Here is a 16,210-nt window from a genome sequence, read left to right as displayed (position 1 = left end):
CGCACGCGGCACCAGAAGGCCCACCCCGGGGGATACCCGCACCCCTATCGGCAGTCCATACCACGGGCCCCTCGACACGGCGACCCACCCCCCGGTGAGCCGCTGCCGGCCTCGCCTCATCCCGCGCCGTACGGCGGTGTCACCGCACCTGGTGACACCGCCGAACGCGTCCCGGCCCGACCTGCACCACCGCAGCGCCAGGGGCAACCCCGCTCTCCCCGGCTGCGGCTTCTCCCACCAACACAGACAAGGACAGCACCATGTCGTTCCCCGACAAGAAACTCACCGTCCGTTCCTCCAGCGATCTGGCCACCGCAGTGCCGTACCTGCTCGGCTTCCACCCCGACGACGGCAGCGCCGTCGTCATCGCCATGCGGGAACACCGCATCGTCTTCGCCGCCCGCGGGGACCTTCCCGCCACCGACGCCGCAGCACAGGAGTTCCTCGACCACGCCGCCCACCTGGCAGCGGTCATCCACCGGCAGCACCACATCACCGACACCGTGATCATCGGCTACGGACCCGTCGACCGCATCGACCCCGCCCTGCGCCTCTACGACGAGGCGTTCACCGCCAGGGGGATCACCGTCCGCCACCTGCTGTGCGTCACCGGCACCCGGATCACCAGCCTCACCTGCGGCGACCCCACCTGCTGCCCACCCGAGGGAACCCCGTTCGACCCCACCACCAGCCTCGTCGCCGTGCAGGCAACCGTCGCCGGGCAGGTCGCCCTCCCGAACCGGGCAGCCCTGGCCGCCCGCATCACCCCCGTCACCGGCACCGCCCGCGACGCCATGCACCTCGCCACCGTCGAAGCGGCCCCCCGCCTCATCACCCTGCTCGCCGCCGGGAACAACGTCCTCGAGCAGGCGGGCACGGACGCCATCCGCTACGCCCTACGCCAGCACGACGACGGCGAACGACTCCCCGACACCGACATGGCGTGGCTCACCCTGCTCCTGACGCAGACCCCGGTACGGGACGCCGCCGTGGACCTCACCGAACCGGAGGAGCACCACATCACCTTCTGGGTCGACGCCGTCCGCCGCGCCGACGAACCCCTCGTCCCGGCACCCGCCACCGTCCTGGCCCTCACCGCCTGGCGCAACGGCAACGGCGCCCTGGCCCTCATCGCCGTCGAACGCGCCCTCCAGATCAACCCCAACTACGAACTCGCCGACCTGCTCCTGCAAACCCTCCAGGCCGGACTGCCCCCCTCCACGTTCGACCAGGCATAACCCAACCCCTCCCGGCACAACCCACACGACAGGAGAACACCCGTGGACCCCACCCGCAGCATGCTGCTCGCCCTCGCCAAACGGGCCGAAGAGACCCGCCTGGACTGGCAGGCCGGCCGCGCCGCAGTGCGTGCCCGCGGCGAAACGCCCCACCGCAACGAGGCGTTCGCCCACCACATCCAAGCCAACCTGTGCCTGCTCACCGCGATCACCGCCGCCGACCTCCCGGCCACCTTCCGCATCCACGACACCACCCTGTCCACCGACCCCATCACCGCAGCGCAGCAGCTGCGCGACCTCGCCCCGCCCTACGACCGGCACGGACCCATCGAAGCCACCCACGAAGCAGCCCGACAGGCCTACCGGGAGGCGTTCGCCGAACCGATCACCGCGCAGGAACAGCAGTACATCGACCTCCTCGCCGCCCTCACCCCAGCCCGCCGCGACAAAGTCATCGCCGCCGCCGAAGAACGCGCCTCCCACCCGAGGCCATAGCAGCCACCTGACACGGCTCGCGGCCGCCACGTCACCCCATCCGCCTCAGCAATGTGGTCATCGCGCCCCTCGTCGGTCACCCCCGGCTTGGGGCGCGATGCTGAGCCGGCAGACCCATGCAGGTTTCATCCAGGCCGATTCCGAGGGCTCCGGGGGTCGGCTGGCTGCCGCGTAGGCAGATCACCTCGAGGCATCCCTCGGCCTGGACCGCCGGTGTCCGGCGTTCTGCGCCCTGGACCAACTGCCGAGACCCTGCAGGCGCAGCGTGAGGGCACCGCCGACAAGATGTTCGTTGCCCCGCACGGTGTCCCGGTCGCGCGGGGCAGCACGGGCCCGAGTCCGGCGGCCGGGTCGCCGCTGCCCTGTGCCAACCCGTCCGGCGGGATCGTCGGTGTGGTGCGCGAGGATGGGCGCGTGTTCGACGGGATCGACGACATCGACTGGGTACGGCTCGGTCACGCCTATGGCTCGGCCGGTGACGTGCCCGGCCTGCTCCGTGCCCTGCGTTCGCCCGACGAGGAAGAGCGCCACGCTGCATTCGGCGCGCTCTACGCCAGCATCTTCCACCAGGGCACCCGCTACGAGGCGTCGGCTTACGCCGTGCCGTTCCTGCTGGAGCTGCTCGCCGACCCGGCCACCCCCGACCGGGAACTGGTGCTCTACCTGGTGACGGTGCTTGCGGTGGGCCACGACGCGAGGTGGCTACCGCAGGGCGTCCCGGTGGTCGAGCTGCGTCGGGCGGCCGACGGCGGGCGGGAACTACTCGCCGCCAAACCGCCACCGTGGCACGGCGACGACGAGACCCGCAAGGAGTACGTCGAGTACACGTACATGGAGTCGCTCGACGAGGCGGACCAACAGCGGCTGTGGGCGTACATCGAGCTGACCGTCTACGACGCGGTGCGAGCTGGCGTGCCCCTTTTCCGTGACCTGCTCACCGACGCCGACCCGGGGTTGCGCGCCGGTGCGGCGTACGCGCTGGCCTGGTTCCCGCAGGACGCGGCCGGCAGCATCCCCGCGCTCGTCGCGGCAGCCGAGGCCGCAATGGAGGTGCACGAGGGTGAGGCGGCGACCGCCCTGGTGGCGGCCGGGTTGCTCGGCGCCGCGCCCGACGCCGGACTGCTGGCCGATCCGCGGCCGGTGATCCGCTGGGCCGCCGCGATCGGCCGGGCCCGGGTGCTCGGCGTCGACGCCGACGAGGCGACGGTCGACAAACTGCTCGCCTGGACCGCCGCCACCGAGCCGGACAACCGGCCGGCCACCGGCGGGGCCGAGGTGCCCTTCCTCGACGGCGACCTCAACGGGTACGCGGGGATGTCCCTGCGCCTGCTCGGCCCCCGGCACACCGATCGGGCACTCGACGCGCTGCTCGACCGGCTGCTGGTCGCCGCCGGCGAACAGGCGTTGCCGGTGGCGGCCGAGGCGCTGCGCCTGGCGTTCCCCGGCGGCCGGCTGCCCGCCGGGGTGCCCAGTGCCGCGTTGGCTTCCCGGCAACGGCGGCTCGTCGAGGTGCTGGCCCACTCGCCCGGGGCGTGGCTGATCGACGGCGTGTCATTCGGCAACTTCGCATCGCTCGTCGGCGACTACGGCCTGCCGCGCAGCCGGGAGGCGATGCTTGCCTACCTCGACGCCCCTGCGGGCTGACCCTCGGCGGTCCGGTATCCACCCCGGCAAGCCTGGTTGCACCGTCAGCAGCAGATCGGTGGTGGCGGCGTCCTGCGGATGACGGTGATGCCGTCTATCCGAGCGAGGCGAGGATGAATTCCCGGGCGGCGTGGACCGTGGGGGAGTAGCAGCCCGGGTCCCGGCCGAGGCGTTCCGCGCCGGCGCGCATGACACCCGCAAAGCAGCTCCACCACGAGGTGTACGTCGCCGACGTCGCGGAACTCGCCGCGTTGGATGCCGTCGCCGACGACGGTCTCGACCCCGACGACTATCGCGTGGAACGGGCTGTCCGGGCCCTTCGGCATGTCGGCGAACGGCAGGCCGGACGACACGGTCGAGCATCCGGTCGGAGAGCAACCGGGCCAGTCCGATGACCAGGGCAGCATCCCGACCGACGGTGCAGCGGGGGCGCAGTCTGCGGGCCGTCACAGCCTTCGCGATGACCCAGGCGGCGGTGTCGGGCGGCACCCCGTGAGCCAGGACGCACACGACGTGCAATGTGCCTCCAGAACGTGACCGCTGCAATCCGGGTGCGAGACACATGAACTGCGCGCCAGCAATGACGCATGACCCCTGACCACCGAGCCGGGCGGCACTCTCCCGCTGTCCGGCTCGGCACCGGCCTGTCCGCACGACAGATCAGGAGCGGCTTCTGTGGGTGCCAGCAACGTCCTCACCGCGTACGCCCTGTACGCCGGCAAGGTACCTGCCACCTCGATGCAACTACTCGCCTACATGGCCGCCGTATCCAGAGACGACGACGCCCGCCCCTGGTTCGGTCGGGGCCACCATGCCCTCGCCGAGCTCGCCCTCGGCCGGGGCAGGAACGGACCGCTCACCCGCGCCGACATCAAAGCCGTCGAACGGGCCATCGGTCCCCTGGCCGCCGCAGGAGCGATCAGCACCGACCGGAAGGCGTCCCTGCGGCGCGACGGCACCCACACCGCCCGGTACCGCCTGCACCTCGACACCCCTCACGTCCCCCGGGAAACGGGGGACGACACCGGGGAGCCCGATCGGCCACGTCCCCCGGAAACCGGGCACGACGTCCCCCGAAATGCGTCCTCACGTCCCCCGGAAACCGTCCCCACGTCCCCCGGAAAACGGGTGACAGAGGAACCAGGAGGAACCACGAGGAGCGAGACAACCCAGGAAGAAGTCACCGTCGTCCGTACGGACCCTGCTGTTGCACGCACGCGCGACGCCGACCCGGATTTCACCCTCGACACCCCGAGCGAACCGACCCCTCTGCGGGCGATCGGGGGCGAACCCACCCGACCGGTGCCGGACGGTGTCGGCAGCGGCTACCCCGCAGCCGTGCCTCGGCTGCCCCGCAGTCCGCTGCGCCGACCCGACCGGGTCGCCCAGGCCATCGCGGAGGCCAGCGCCCGCCGACAGGCCGCCGTCGCCGCCCACCGGGCTGCCCGAGAGGCAACCGGCGAATGACACCGACGCAGCGGGCCCGCGCCCGCGCCTGGGATGCCGTCCGCCGTACACAAGCCCACGTCCCCATCACCTGACGCGGTCGCCGGTCGGTCAGGTGACGGTGGTTCCCTCTCAAGTTCGAAGGGGGAGAACAGGCGGTGTCGGAAGGCGATCGCCGAGCGCAGCGTCGATAGGTAGCGGTCCGGCTTGTCGGTGCGGGGGAGAGTCGTACGCTGCTGCGAACGAGCTGATCAGCCGTTCGATGCCGGCTTCGAGGATCACGATTGTGGCGAGGGAATGGGCGGTTTCCTGCGATGGCTGTGGACGACTCGTCAGCCGTCCAAGACCGTCGAAGGTGACATGCAGGGGCCGCTGGCGCGGGTAGCCTGCGGAGGTGAGCACACCATCCGGCGACTACACGGCGACGCTTCCCCGTAAGCGCATGGGCGCGGCAGTTTTGTTCACCGACGCCGGTGGGCGGGCGTTGCTGGTCGAGCCCGTCTACAAGGACTACTGGGAGATCGTCGGCGGGTGCGTTGACGCGGACGAGTCTCCTCGGCAGGCGGCGGTCCGTGAGGTCAAGGAGGAGCTGGGCAAGTCGGTCGTTCCTGGCCGGCTGCTGGTGACCGACTGGGTGCCGCCTCGGCCGGGCCGCACCGAGGGCATGATGTTCGTCTATGACGGCGGCACTCTCGATGAGGTGGGCACGGCCGACATCAACCTGCCGCCGGACGAGCTGTGCAGCTGGGCCTGGTGCACCGAAGGGCAGATCCGGGAGCGGATGTCGGAGCTGCTGGCACGCCGGGTCGTCGCTGCGCTGCGCGCCAAGGCCGACGGCACGATGTTCGACCTGGAGAACGGCTCCCACGCGCACTGACGGGTGTCGGCGGAGCGCTTCCTCGGTGAGAAGGGAGCGCGTCACCTTGTTATCGCCGTCGCTGACAGGTTCTGAGCTGGCGGAAGGCCCCAGGCGACTGCGGCTACTCGCAGGCGATCCCGTCGCCGTCGCGGTCCAGTTTCCGCGAGTACCCGGGGTCACCGCGCCGGATCGGGGCCGCGCCCGCCGCGCGTACTGCGGTGCAGTTGGCGTAGTACACGTCGCCGTTGGTGTCGTCGTAGCCGCCCAGGTCGCCGTTGCCGCCGCCCGGCTCGCATGCCTCCCCGTCGCCGTCGCGGTCCAACCCGGGCCGGTAGCCGGGCTCGCCCTCGAACAACGGGGCGTCGTCGGCTGCCCTGACCGCGTCGCAGTTCTTGTAGTACAGGGCAGGTTTCGGCTTGCTGGTCTTCTTCGGGGTGGGGCTCGGAGTGGGGGTTGGCGTGTCGTCGGGGGCGGGGGTGGCGAGTGCATCGCCGAGTTTCCGCGCCTCTACCGTTGCGGACGCCGTCGGTGCCGATGAGGGCTTCGTGTCATTGTTGTCGCCGAATGCGCCGGCAAGGCCGCTGCCGCAGCAGCACAGCCCGAGTAGTCCGGCGAGGGTGATGCCGATGGTTTGTTTGGTGGTGAGTGCTTTCGTCACCGGCCGAGTGTGCTGGCGGTGAGCCAGGCCGCGGGATGGTCCTTTCAGGCGGGCGTCTGTCGAGTAGGCGACTGCGGGTTCGGCGGCGGCAGCGGGATCTGCCGCACCACCTATGGGCCCGTACCCGAAAGCTTGGCGATCTTTGCGCTTGCGGCATCGAGCCGCAGAAAACTGGCGGGATGGCGTGGCCTTTCGGTTTGGCCTCCGGGTGCGGGTTGGTGAATGCCCGGCCCGACCAGTGGAGCCGGGTCCCTCAGCTGGCCACACTCGCTGTCACCAAGCCGACGTCGGTCCCATCGGGCCGACCCGACCGGCGAGCATCGACCGGGTATCCGACCAAGGAGTCATCGTGACCATGCCGCAGTACCCCGGCAGCCCGCAGGACACCAGCCCGCAGCAGCAGTGGGCCAGCCCCCACGGGCAGCACGACTACCCGGACGCCGGGACCACCATCGCCTGGGCCCCCGTGTCGGCGGGGAAGACGGGGAATCCGATCCTCCTTGCCGCGACCGTCGCCCTGGCCGTGTTCGTCGTCCTCGGCTTCGGCGGTTACGCCGTGTACGACCAGTTCATCCGCGAGGACTCAGGGGTGGCCGCGTGCAAGGCGATGGCCGCCGGGAAGAAGATGGACGGCAGCCCCAAGACCACCGGCGGTGACACCACCGTCGACAAGAAGATGACCGAGGCCGAATACCGGAAGGCACGGGCGATCTTCGAGGATTCACGGTACGAGAAGCTACGCGAGCACGGAACGGCGATCGTGGACGTGGCATGGCAGATGCAGGGGCTGGACGACGACAGCGGGATGGCGGGACTGGCATTCATGGGTCCGCTGGGAACGCACCTGTCGGGGTTGCAGTCGGCCTGCGCCGATCAGGGAGTCATCGTCGACTTGAACGTGAAGTGACGGTGTGCGGAAACGGCAGCTACCGCTCCACGACCATCTCCCAACCTCAGCAGCCCTACTTCTCATGCGATGCCGTGTGGTCTGCCCATCGGACGAGCGATGGGCGTTGACCGGTGGCGATGTACTCAATGACTGCCCGGTGGGCGGTTTCCACCGACAGCACTGCCAACTCGGCGGGGATGGTGACCAGAGGGGAGTCAGACGACTCCAGCACCACGATCGGTTCGGCCGGCGGCTGTTCCACCGCGTGACCGCCGTCGGGCAGCCAGCGCAGCGCGGCCCTTTCGTTGTCGTAGTCGATGTCGAGGCGCAGGACGTCGTCAGCCCCGCTCGGTGCGAACCAGAACGCGTGCGCCCGGGTGCCGTGCGGTCCGATCATCAGCGTCTGCTTTGCGAGGAACACCCGGGCGGCCTCCGCGTCAGGTAGCTCCTGCTCGCAGATGTCGAACACCACGCGGTATGTCATGACCTGATCCTCTCACCCGTGCCTGTGTAGGTTTTGGTCCACCAGGTTCGTCCGCCGTCCTGTGTCGCCCACACGGTAAGGCGGGCGCCGGCGGGCAGGACCGGGGGGAGGAGTTTGTCGCAGGTCAGCGGCCAGTCCCGGTCGAAATCCCGAGTCCCGCATGTGGTGTTGTTCAGCACCAGCTCACCCTTGCCGAGTTCGTCGCGGCGCATCCGCGCCGCGACGTGGCTCTCGACGTGGCTGACCAGGACGCGTGGCCATCCGCCGCCCCGAAACGGGTGCAGGTCCGCGACAGAGGCGTCATCGTCCCGGCTGACAATGGTTTCGCCGTTGAATACCCCAGTGGTCGGGTCCGTCCGCTTTTTGCGGACCGGCAGACTCCGACCGGTTTCTTCGACGTGTGCGGGTGGCTGGGGTGACGACGATCCCTGCCCGGGTACGTCGCCACCCGTGGTCGTTTTCCCGCGTCACCGGCTGCCCGCGCCTCGCCCAACGCGTTTTCGACGAGTTGCTTCGCAGCTTGGCCGCGCTGCCCTACCTGTTCGAGGACCTGCTTGATCGTCGCCAGTTGGGACAGCATTGGACCCTGCTGCCCGCCCTGCAGTGCTGCGGCGGTGAGATGCTGGACCTCGCCGAGCGTGGCGATGGCGGCCGCGACTGCGGCGGTGGCCGCGTCCAGTGTGGCCACGACCCGAGTCAACACGGCAATCGTCTGCTGCGGCGACTCCTGGCTCGCGGCGGCACCAACCGCGCTTCGCGCCTGCGCGATGTGGCCGCCGACCGACGCCACGCGTGCCCGGATCTCCTGAGTCCCGGTCTGAACCGCGCGCATACGCTGAGCGATCACGGTGAAGCCGGCGGCGGCTGAACGGGCGGCGACCTGCTCGGCCGCTGTCGCAGCCGCCGCTGCGGTCTCGACGGCTCGTGCGGTCCCCGCCGCCATCGACTGCAGCTCGCCGCTGATGCTGTCGGTAAGTGGCATGTCCAGCCCTTCCCGCGGCCGGCGATCGGCACCTGCCGGTTCATCGAAGCGTATGGACGCCAGGTCAGCCGCACAACCGTCCTACGCCCTCGGTACCGCGCCGCGCTTCGGCCGGCACGCAGCCCAGTCCGATACGACATCTCTCACTTCCCCCGGCCTCGTTGAGGTCGCCCCGCCTGCCCATGCTGGGGCCTGTAGCAGTGGTCCGGGTTGTCCGTCCTGGAGGCTCATGGTGACGAGCTGCTGGGTCTCACCGATCTGGGTGGGGCTCACCCGAGACAGCAGTAGGCCCATGCCCGCTCAGCTGCGGTGTGCTTGGCAATCGATGGTGCGGCGGCGCGTCATCCCTACTTATGGTCTACGGACTGCTGACCGCCTCGTCGAGTTGCCTGCGTAGGTCTGCTGCCTCATCGCCTCGACCGAGTCCGTCGAGGACTTCGGCGAGTGTTCGAAGCGCCGAGATTAGTTGTCCACCGAACATCTGTGGTAGCTGTTGGGCGAGGGGCTGGTAGAGGTCGATGGCCTCAGTGACGGATTCCAGGGCCTGCGGGAGGTGCATTCGCCCGTTCATGCAGATCGAGGAGTGCGCCCACAATGATCCGGCGAGGTCAGATAGATAAGCCTCGCGGTCGGTCTTGGCTAGGTGGCGGTAGATCGTGATGGCTTTCGCTGCGATGGTGAGAGCTTCTTCTTGGTGGCCCAGATGTGACAGGAAAGTGCCGAGGTTGTTCATCGACCCGGCGAGGTCGGGTAGGTAGGCGTCGGGCTTGGCCTCAACCAAGAGGTGCCGAATGTAGGCAGCTTCCGTTGCTGGGGTAAGAGCTTGTTCTTGTCGGCCCAGTTCGAACAGGCGGATGCCGAGGTTGTTCAACGACATGGCGAGGTCGGGTAGGTAGGCGTCGGGGTTGGTCTTGGCGAGTTGGCGGTAGATGTGGGTGGCTTCCGTTGCTGGGGTAAGAGCTTGTTCTTGTCGGCCCACTTCGGACAAGCGGATGCCGAGGTTGTTCAACGACATGGCGAGGTCGGGTAGGTAGGCGTCGGGGTTGGTCTTGGCGAGTTGGCGGTGGACCTTGGTGGCTTCCTGTGCTGGGGCGAGGGCCTGATCTCGCCGGCCTAGTTCGGACAGAGATGTGCCGAGGTTGTTCAATGATCCGGCGAGGTGGGCTAGGTAGGCGTCGGGGTTTTTCTTGGCGAGTTGGCGGTAGATGTCGGTGGCTTCCGTTGCTGGGGCGAGGGCCTGATCTCGTCGGCCTGAATCCAATAGAAAGGTGCCGAGGTTGTTCAATGATCCGGCGAGGTGGCCTAGGTAGGCCTCGGGGTTGGCCTTAGCTAGGTCGCGCCGGATGTCAACAGCTTCCACCGCGAGGGCGAGGGCCTCTTGCCGTCGCCCTAGTTCGGATAGGCAGGTGCCGAGGTTGTTCAACGACATGGCGAGGTGGGGTAGATAGGTCTCGGGGCTGGCCTCTACCAACCGCCGATAGATGTTGGTGGCCTCGTCAGCTGCGGCGAGGGCGTGCTCCCATTGTCCGGCGTTGCCGAGGCGCCAAGCGTGGATAGCGTGTAGGCGAGCTTGTTCGGCGGGATCGGGGGTGTGGGCGAGGTGATGGTGAGTGAGTGTGTCGGTAATGGCGGCGGCGGCGATGTCGAGGTCGACGCGCCGGTCGGTGGGAAGCAGGGGTTCGAGGGCCTTCAGGATCGTGATGTCGATGCCGGGGATGCCGGCCAGCCGGATCAGGGCTGCTCCGCCTGCGGCGATCGCTAGTCGTGGATGTGTCCGGATGAGCGGGTAGAGCACGGTGGTGGCCAGGTGTGGCCAGCGGTGTGCGGCCTCGACCAGCACGGTGATCGCGGCTTTGGTCCAAGCCGGCGGTGTGGCGCTGTTGGTGAATAGCGCGGTGATCGCGTCGGGGGTCCAGTCCCGCTCGAATCGGGTGCGTGCGCTGCCGTTGTGGCCGGGGACGGACAGGGCGATGAGGTCTTCGCCGAGTCGGTCGGGGTGCAGCGGCTCAAACACCGTGCGGGTGCCCGACGGTGGGTAGCAGGTGCTGTGGTCGTCGATAAGCCGGTCTGCGGCAGGGCCGGCATCGGCGAATCCGGCATCGGTCAGGGCGTGGCGTGCAATGCTGCGGGGCTGGGCACCGATCAGGGTCGCTGCTACGACCGCTCGGTGCATCACCTCGGGCGGGGTTCTCACCGGTGCCTCGGTCCGGGTGTGTAGGTGATGCCAGTACGCCTGTTCCCGGCCCAGCAGATACGAGGACACCGCATCCGGACCGCCGGGCAGGACATCGCCGCGCCCGGCCGCGTCTACTATGGCTAGGGCCACCATGTGTACAGCTAGGACCTGCCCGAACCTATCTGCGGTCAGATCCGGCACCGGCCAGCCCTCGGCGGGAGCTGCGACATCCAGGACAGCCGCGAACCGGCTTGCGGCGGCGGTAAATAGACCCGGCCGGTCATCGACGCTGTCGACGGCCAGCGCAGGCAACGCCATCTGGTCCACCTCGATGCTGAGAGTGCTGTCGGCCCGATCGGCCAGCGCGGGCCACCAGTAGCCGTCGGAGCGGGCCAGCATCAACACCCGCACCCGGGCCCCCGCTCGTACGTGCAGATCCCGCAACTGGGTGAGCAGCGCCAGCAGCGCGGAGGCCGGCCACCGGTCGGCGTAGTCCACGACCGCCAGCACCGCGCCGCCGGGCAACGCGGCCCGTGATACCGGCGTGGACCCGGCGACAGGGGTCGGCGTGTGCGTCACCTGCCACACCGCCCACCCCACCGCCGCGCACGAGGCACCGACCTGTGCGGCGAGGCGGGTTTTGCCCTGACCACCCGCACCGTGCACCAGCAGCGCCGCCACCGGCTCATCCCCACCGACCCAGGCGGCGAGCCGGTCCAGGGTGCGGTCACGACCGGTGAACGGCACGATCTGGTGCCGGGCCAGCAGCAGTCGGCTCGGCTGTGCCCGCGCCCGGGCCGCGCTCAACGGCACTGGGGCGTCGTCGGCGGTCGTGACCTGGTAGGGCGGTCGGTCCAGGCTGACGGTCACGTCTCCGTCGACGCCGGCGATCTGCACGGTGTCGCCGAAGACCACGCTGCCGGTCACCGCCTGTCCGGCCACCGGGGGCGGCCCCCACCAGCGGGTCACCGGTCAAGCTCGACGTCGCCGCCGACTCCGTCGATCTGCCGTACCGGACCCGCCGTCGACGACCCCGTTACCGTCTGCCCGCCACCCTGCGAAGGAGACGGCACCTGCGGCGAGGACCCTGGCGGCACCGGCAGCACGGGCGGCGCGGAGGCTGGGCCGATGCGCACACTGCCGCCCACCCCACGTACCTGGGTCACCCCACCGCCGATCGTCGAACCGGTCACCGACTGCCCACCGGCCTGTCGGCGAGCCCCGATCGCAGCAGCCACCGCCAGACCCAGGCCCGCCAAGCCGACGAACAACCCGAGTACGCTGCCCCACTTGTCCGCCTTGTCGAGGCCCTGGATCGCCAAGAACGTGCCCAGCCCTGCGGCCAGAACCCCGACGGCGAATGCCACCGCCCATCCGCGAAGCCGACTACCAAGCGTCATCACGCCATCATGGACCGGTGCGGCAACGGCGGCATCACCGCCCCGGCCATCGCTGCGCTCATGATCGGCGTTCATCGGTTACCACGATCAGTCGGCCTTCACGCCCTTCTGGATCCGCGTCGCCTGTACGGCGAGGTCAGGCCCTATCTGAGCCCTCGCGTTCGACCTCGGCGGCTGCGCCGGTTGATGACTGCCAGCTCCTGCTGAGTGTCGGGTAGGCGACCCGGCGCGAGGGTGCCGTGACGGGTGTGGCGGTCGATGATGGGCGGGTGACGGGTGGGAACTGGGTGAGGGTGTTCGGCGGGGTCGGAGTGACGTGGAGATCAGTTCGTGACTGCGCCCGTGTGGCCGTCGCCGGGGTCGGTGCCTGAGCCGGTGGGCGGGTTTCGGTCGACGGGTGGTCAGCGGCTGGACAATGTGGTCGCGTTCAGTGATGTGATCATGGTGTCGGGGGTAGGTGGCGACGTCACGATCACCACCGCTCGGCCGCCGTACCGCGTGGAGGCGTTCCCGGCGGTGGTGGAGACGGTGACCGTGGAGCAGGCGCGGCAGCGTCCGAGTCGCCTGTTGTTGGCTCAGCACCGGGTGGTGCCGTTCGTCGGGCGCGACGGCGACCTGGCCGAGGTGGAGCAGTGGATGGGCCGGCCGGGTGGGGTGCTGGTGCGGCTGCTCCACGCCGCCGGTGGGCAGGGAAAGACCCGGCTGGCGGGGCACGTCGCCGACGCGTGGGCGAAGGCCGGGTGGACGGTGTGGCGGGTGCTACACGAGCCGGTGTTCACCGGCGGCTACCGGATGGACCTGCCTGCCGGCGGTGGGCTGCTGCTGGTCGTCGACTACGCCGACCGGTGGTCGGTGTCCCATCTACAGAGCCTGCTGACCCACCTGAAGAGCATGAACGTGCAGGCCGGAGTCACGGTGCGGGTGTTGCTGCTGGCCCGCTCCACAACGGCATGGTGGCCGGCGCTGCGCAACCGGCTGCGCAGCGACCACCAGGTCGAGGCCACCAGCCAACTGCTACCGCCGTTGGGGGAGCAGGTCGACCGGGGGGTGTTGTTCCGGCAGGCCCGCGACCGGTTCGCGACCGCGATGGGCGTCGCCGACGCCGACCGGCTCCGGCCACCGTCGAACCTGGCCGACGACGCGTTCGGGCATGTGCTGTCCGTGCACATGGCGGCCCTGGTCGCCGTCGACGCTCAACGCCGCGACACGGCAGCGCCGACCGACCCGCACGCGTTGTCGTCGTATCTGTTGGACCGCGAGCGTGACCACTGGTACGCGCTGCACCACCGTCCGGTCGAGCCGCGTCAGACACCGCCGGAGGTGATGGGTCGCACGGTGTATCTGGCCACGCTGACCGCCGCCGTGCCCCGCGACACCGCCACCGACCTGCTGCACCGGGTCGGGCTCACCGCACCCGCCGCCACGACGATCATCGACGACCACCGGTTCTGCTACCCACCCGAGGACCACCGCACCGTCTTTCAGGCATTGCATCCCGACCGGCTCGGTGAAGACCTGATCGCCCTGTTCACCCCCGGGCACCGGCACACTGACGACGAGGACGGGTGGGACAGCGACGACTGGGCGGTTACCGCCGTCGAGCACCTGCTGCGCGTCGGCACCGATCCGCCGCCATGGGCGGCGCACGTCGTCACGGTGCTCGTTGAGACCGCCTGCCGTTGGGATCACGTGGCCACCGACGTCCTGTACCCCGTCCTGCGTTCGCATCCGCGTCTGGCTCTGGCCGCCGGTGGCACCACCATCACCCGCCTGGCCACCATCCCGGGTATCGATCCCGATGTCCTTGCCGCCATCGACGCCGTCCTGCCCACCCACCGGCACGTCGACCTCGACATCGCCGCCGCCGCCGTCACCGCCGCCCTCACCCCGCACCGGCTGGCCGCCACCACCGATCCCTCCGAGCATGCCCGCCTGCACACCATCCACGCTCGGCGACTGGCCAACGCCGGCCTCCGCGACCAAGCCCTACCTCTCGCTGAGGAAGCGACCGGTATCTACCGGCGGTTGGTCGGGGCTAACCCGGCTGCTTACCTGTCCTACCTCGCGTCGTCGTTGAACGACCTGGGCCTCTGGCTGTGGGGGTTGGGTCGGCGGGAGGAGGCGCTGGCCCCGAGCGAGGAGGCCGCCGCCATCTACCGGCGGCTGGTCGAGGCCAATCCCGCTGCTTACCTGCCCGCCCTCGCGATATCGTTGAACAACCTGGGCCTCTGGCTGTCGGGGTTGGGTCGGCGGGAGGAGGCGCTGGCCCCGAGCGAGGAGGCCGCCGCCATCTACCGGCGGCTGGTCGAGGTTGACCCGGCTGCTTACCTCCCCGACCTCGCGATGTCGTTGAACAACCTCGGCGCGGTGCTGTCCGAGTTGCGTCGGCGGAAGGAAGCCCTACCTCCCACCGAGGAAGCCCTCACGATCCGCCGGCGGTTGGTGGAGGCCAATCCCGCTGCTTACCTGCCCGCCCTCGCGATGTCGTTGCACGAACTGGGCGTCTGCCTGTCGGGGTTGGGTCGGCGGGAGGAAGCCCTACCTCCCACCGAGGAAGCCCTCACGATCCGCCGGCGGTTGGTGGAGGCCAATCCCGCTGCTTACCTGCCCGACCTCGCGATGTCGTTGAACAATCTCGGTGACGTGCTGTCGGGGTTGGGTCGGCGGGAGGAGGCGCTGGCCCCGAGCGATGAGGGCACGGGCATCTACCGGCGGTTGGTGGAGGTTAACCCGGCTGCTTACCTGCCTTACCTCGCGGGGTCGTTGAACAACCTGGGCGTTCGGCTGTCCGAGTTGGGTCGGCGGGGGGAGGCCCTGCCTCCGAGTGAGGAAGCTACCGCCATCTACCGGCGGTTGGTGGAGGTTAACCCGGCTGCTTACCTGCCTGACCTTGCGATGTCGGTGAGCAACCTGGGCGTTCGGCTGTCCGAGTTGGGTCGGCGGGGGGAGGCGCTGGCCCCGAGCGCGGAAGCCGTCGGTATCTACCGGCGGTTGGTGGAGGCTAACCCCGCTGCTTACCTGCCCGAACTTGCGAGGTCGGTGAGCAACCTGGGCGTTCGGCTGTCCGAGGTGGGTTGGCGGGGGGAGGCGCTGGCCCTCAGTGGGGAAGCCGTCGGTATCTACCGGCGGTTGGTGGAGGCTAACCCCGCTGCCTACCTGCCCGACCTCGCGGCGTCGTTGAACAACCTCGGGACCATGCTGTTGGGGTTGGGCCGGCGGGAGGAGGCGCTGGCCCCGAGCGAGGAGGGCACCGGTATCTACCGGCGGTTGGCCGGGGTTAACCCGGCTGCTTACCTGCCCGCCCTCGCGATGTCGTTGAACAACCTGGGCGTCTGCCTGTCGGGGTTGGGTCGGCGGGAGAAGGCGCTGGCCCTAAGCGAGGAAGCCGTCATGATCCGCCGGCGGTTGGCCGAGGCTAACCCTGCTGCTTACCTGCCCGACCTCGCGATGTCGGTGAACAACCTCGGTATCCGGCTGTCCGAGTTGGGTCGGCGGGAGGAGGCGCTGGCCCTCAACGAGGAAGCTACCGGTATCTACCGGCGGTTGGTGGAGGCCAACCCCGCCGCCTACCTGCCCGACCTTGCATCGTCGTCGTTGGCGTACGGGCGAATGTGTGTGAACATGCAGACCAACTTCACCGAGGCCCTGGAAGCGGTCACTGAGGCGGTCAACATCTACGAGCGTTTGACCGAACAGCTGCCGGTCGTGTTCGCCGAGCGGCTTTTCGCCGCCTACCAGACTCTCGCCAATGTCCTCGACGGACTGGGCAGGGGCCGACGAGGCCGCAGAAATGCACCGGCAGCTCGACGCGGCTACGGCGGCGGTACGGACCAGGGTGACGGTTGCCTTCAGGAAAGGTCTTGAATAGCCCGGCACGGCGCTAAAGATCGGCGAGAGTCATCGGCGCTTGCTCAGCGTAGTTCCCCGTGGCACGGGGAA

Annotated in this window: 11 protein-coding genes and 1 pseudogene; 6 read left to right on the top strand and 6 right to left on the bottom strand. The window is 69.4% G+C overall.

Annotation, left to right across the window (positions count from 1 at the left end):
* Positions 1-260: 260 nt before the first annotated feature.
* The 4 genes from ACN261_RS29490 to ACN261_RS29475 all read left to right on the top strand — a co-directional run bounded on the left by ACN261_RS29490 (position 261) and on the right by ACN261_RS29475 (position 5,700).
* Complete coding sequence (locus tag ACN261_RS29490) at positions 261-1,238, top strand: DUF4192 domain-containing protein (protein WP_425853346.1); 978 nt, start codon at positions 261-263, stop codon at positions 1,236-1,238.
* 42 nt (positions 1,239-1,280) lie between these two features.
* Positions 1,281-1,733: a hypothetical protein gene (locus ACN261_RS29485; RefSeq protein WP_145920676.1), complete on the top strand. Its 453-nt coding sequence runs from the start codon at positions 1,281-1,283 to the stop codon at positions 1,731-1,733.
* Between the two features lie 414 nt (positions 1,734-2,147).
* Positions 2,148-3,377, top strand: a complete 1,230-nt coding sequence (locus tag ACN261_RS29480) for a hypothetical protein (RefSeq protein WP_425853344.1) — start codon at positions 2,148-2,150, stop codon at positions 3,375-3,377.
* Positions 3,378-5,217: 1,840 nt separating this feature from the next.
* Positions 5,218-5,700, top strand: coding sequence for an NUDIX domain-containing protein (locus tag ACN261_RS29475; protein WP_425853342.1), 483 nt, complete (start codon positions 5,218-5,220; stop codon positions 5,698-5,700).
* A 103-nt stretch (positions 5,701-5,803) separates the two neighbouring features.
* Here ACN261_RS29475 and ACN261_RS29470 read toward each other — a convergent pair whose 3' ends face one another.
* Positions 5,804-6,340 carry an excalibur calcium-binding domain-containing protein gene (locus tag ACN261_RS29470; RefSeq protein ID WP_425853340.1) on the bottom strand — a complete coding sequence of 179 codons (537 nt, stop codon included), beginning with the start codon at positions 6,338-6,340 and terminating at the stop codon, positions 5,804-5,806.
* A gap of 349 nt (positions 6,341-6,689) precedes the next feature.
* Here ACN261_RS29470 and ACN261_RS29465 point away from each other — a divergent pair, with 349 nt between their 5' ends.
* Positions 6,690-7,247 carry a hypothetical protein gene (locus ACN261_RS29465; RefSeq protein ID WP_425853338.1) on the top strand — a complete coding sequence of 186 codons (558 nt, stop codon included), beginning with the start codon at positions 6,690-6,692 and terminating at the stop codon, positions 7,245-7,247.
* A 55-nt stretch (positions 7,248-7,302) separates the two neighbouring features.
* Here ACN261_RS29465 and ACN261_RS29460 read toward each other — a convergent pair whose 3' ends face one another.
* The 5 genes and pseudogenes from ACN261_RS29460 to ACN261_RS29440 all read right to left on the bottom strand — a co-directional run bounded on the left by ACN261_RS29460 (position 7,303) and on the right by ACN261_RS29440 (position 12,346).
* On the bottom strand, positions 7,303-7,713 hold the full coding sequence (locus tag ACN261_RS29460; protein ID WP_425853336.1) for an Imm1 family immunity protein: 411 nt from the start codon (positions 7,711-7,713) through the stop codon (positions 7,303-7,305).
* Complete coding sequence (locus tag ACN261_RS29455; RefSeq protein ID WP_425853665.1) at positions 7,710-8,090, bottom strand: DddA-like double-stranded DNA deaminase toxin; 381 nt, start codon at positions 8,088-8,090, stop codon at positions 7,710-7,712. Before ACN261_RS29455 ends, ACN261_RS29460 begins: the two co-directional genes overlap by 4 nt.
* Before the next feature lie 149 nt (positions 8,091-8,239).
* A pseudogene (locus ACN261_RS29450) lies at positions 8,240-8,545 on the bottom strand (DUF6244 family protein); the annotation flags it as partial.
* A gap of 508 nt (positions 8,546-9,053) precedes the next feature.
* On the bottom strand, positions 9,054-11,798 hold the full coding sequence (locus ACN261_RS29445; RefSeq protein ID WP_425853334.1) for a tetratricopeptide repeat protein: 2,745 nt from the start codon (positions 11,796-11,798) through the stop codon (positions 9,054-9,056).
* Between the two features lie 38 nt (positions 11,799-11,836).
* Positions 11,837-12,346, bottom strand: coding sequence for a hypothetical protein (locus ACN261_RS29440; protein ID WP_425853333.1), 510 nt, complete (start codon positions 12,344-12,346; stop codon positions 11,837-11,839).
* A gap of 300 nt (positions 12,347-12,646) precedes the next feature.
* On the opposite strand from ACN261_RS29440, the gene ACN261_RS29435 reads away from it, so the two are divergent.
* Complete coding sequence (locus ACN261_RS29435) at positions 12,647-16,135, top strand: tetratricopeptide repeat protein (protein WP_425853331.1); 3,489 nt, start codon at positions 12,647-12,649, stop codon at positions 16,133-16,135.
* The last annotated feature ends 75 nt before the right edge of the window (positions 16,136-16,210 follow it).

Source organism: Micromonospora sp. WMMD723 (assembly GCF_049863385.1).
Taxonomy (GTDB): domain Bacteria; phylum Actinomycetota; class Actinomycetes; order Mycobacteriales; family Micromonosporaceae; genus Micromonospora; species Micromonospora wenchangensis.
Note: the sequence above shows the minus strand (reverse complement) of the source record. Positions and strands in the feature narration are given on the sequence as shown.

Excerpts from the sequence above, each read along its gene's own strand:
- ACN261_RS29490 (WP_425853346.1), top strand. The coding sequence starts at position 261 with ATGTCGTTCCCCGACAAGAAACTCACCGTCCGTTCCTCCAGCGATCTG.
- ACN261_RS29460 (WP_425853336.1), bottom strand. The coding sequence starts at position 7,713 with ATGACATACCGCGTGGTGTTCGACATCTGCGAGCAGGAGCTACCTGAC.
- ACN261_RS29440 (WP_425853333.1), bottom strand. The coding sequence starts at position 12,346 with ATGAACGCCGATCATGAGCGCAGCGATGGCCGGGGCGGTGATGCCGCC.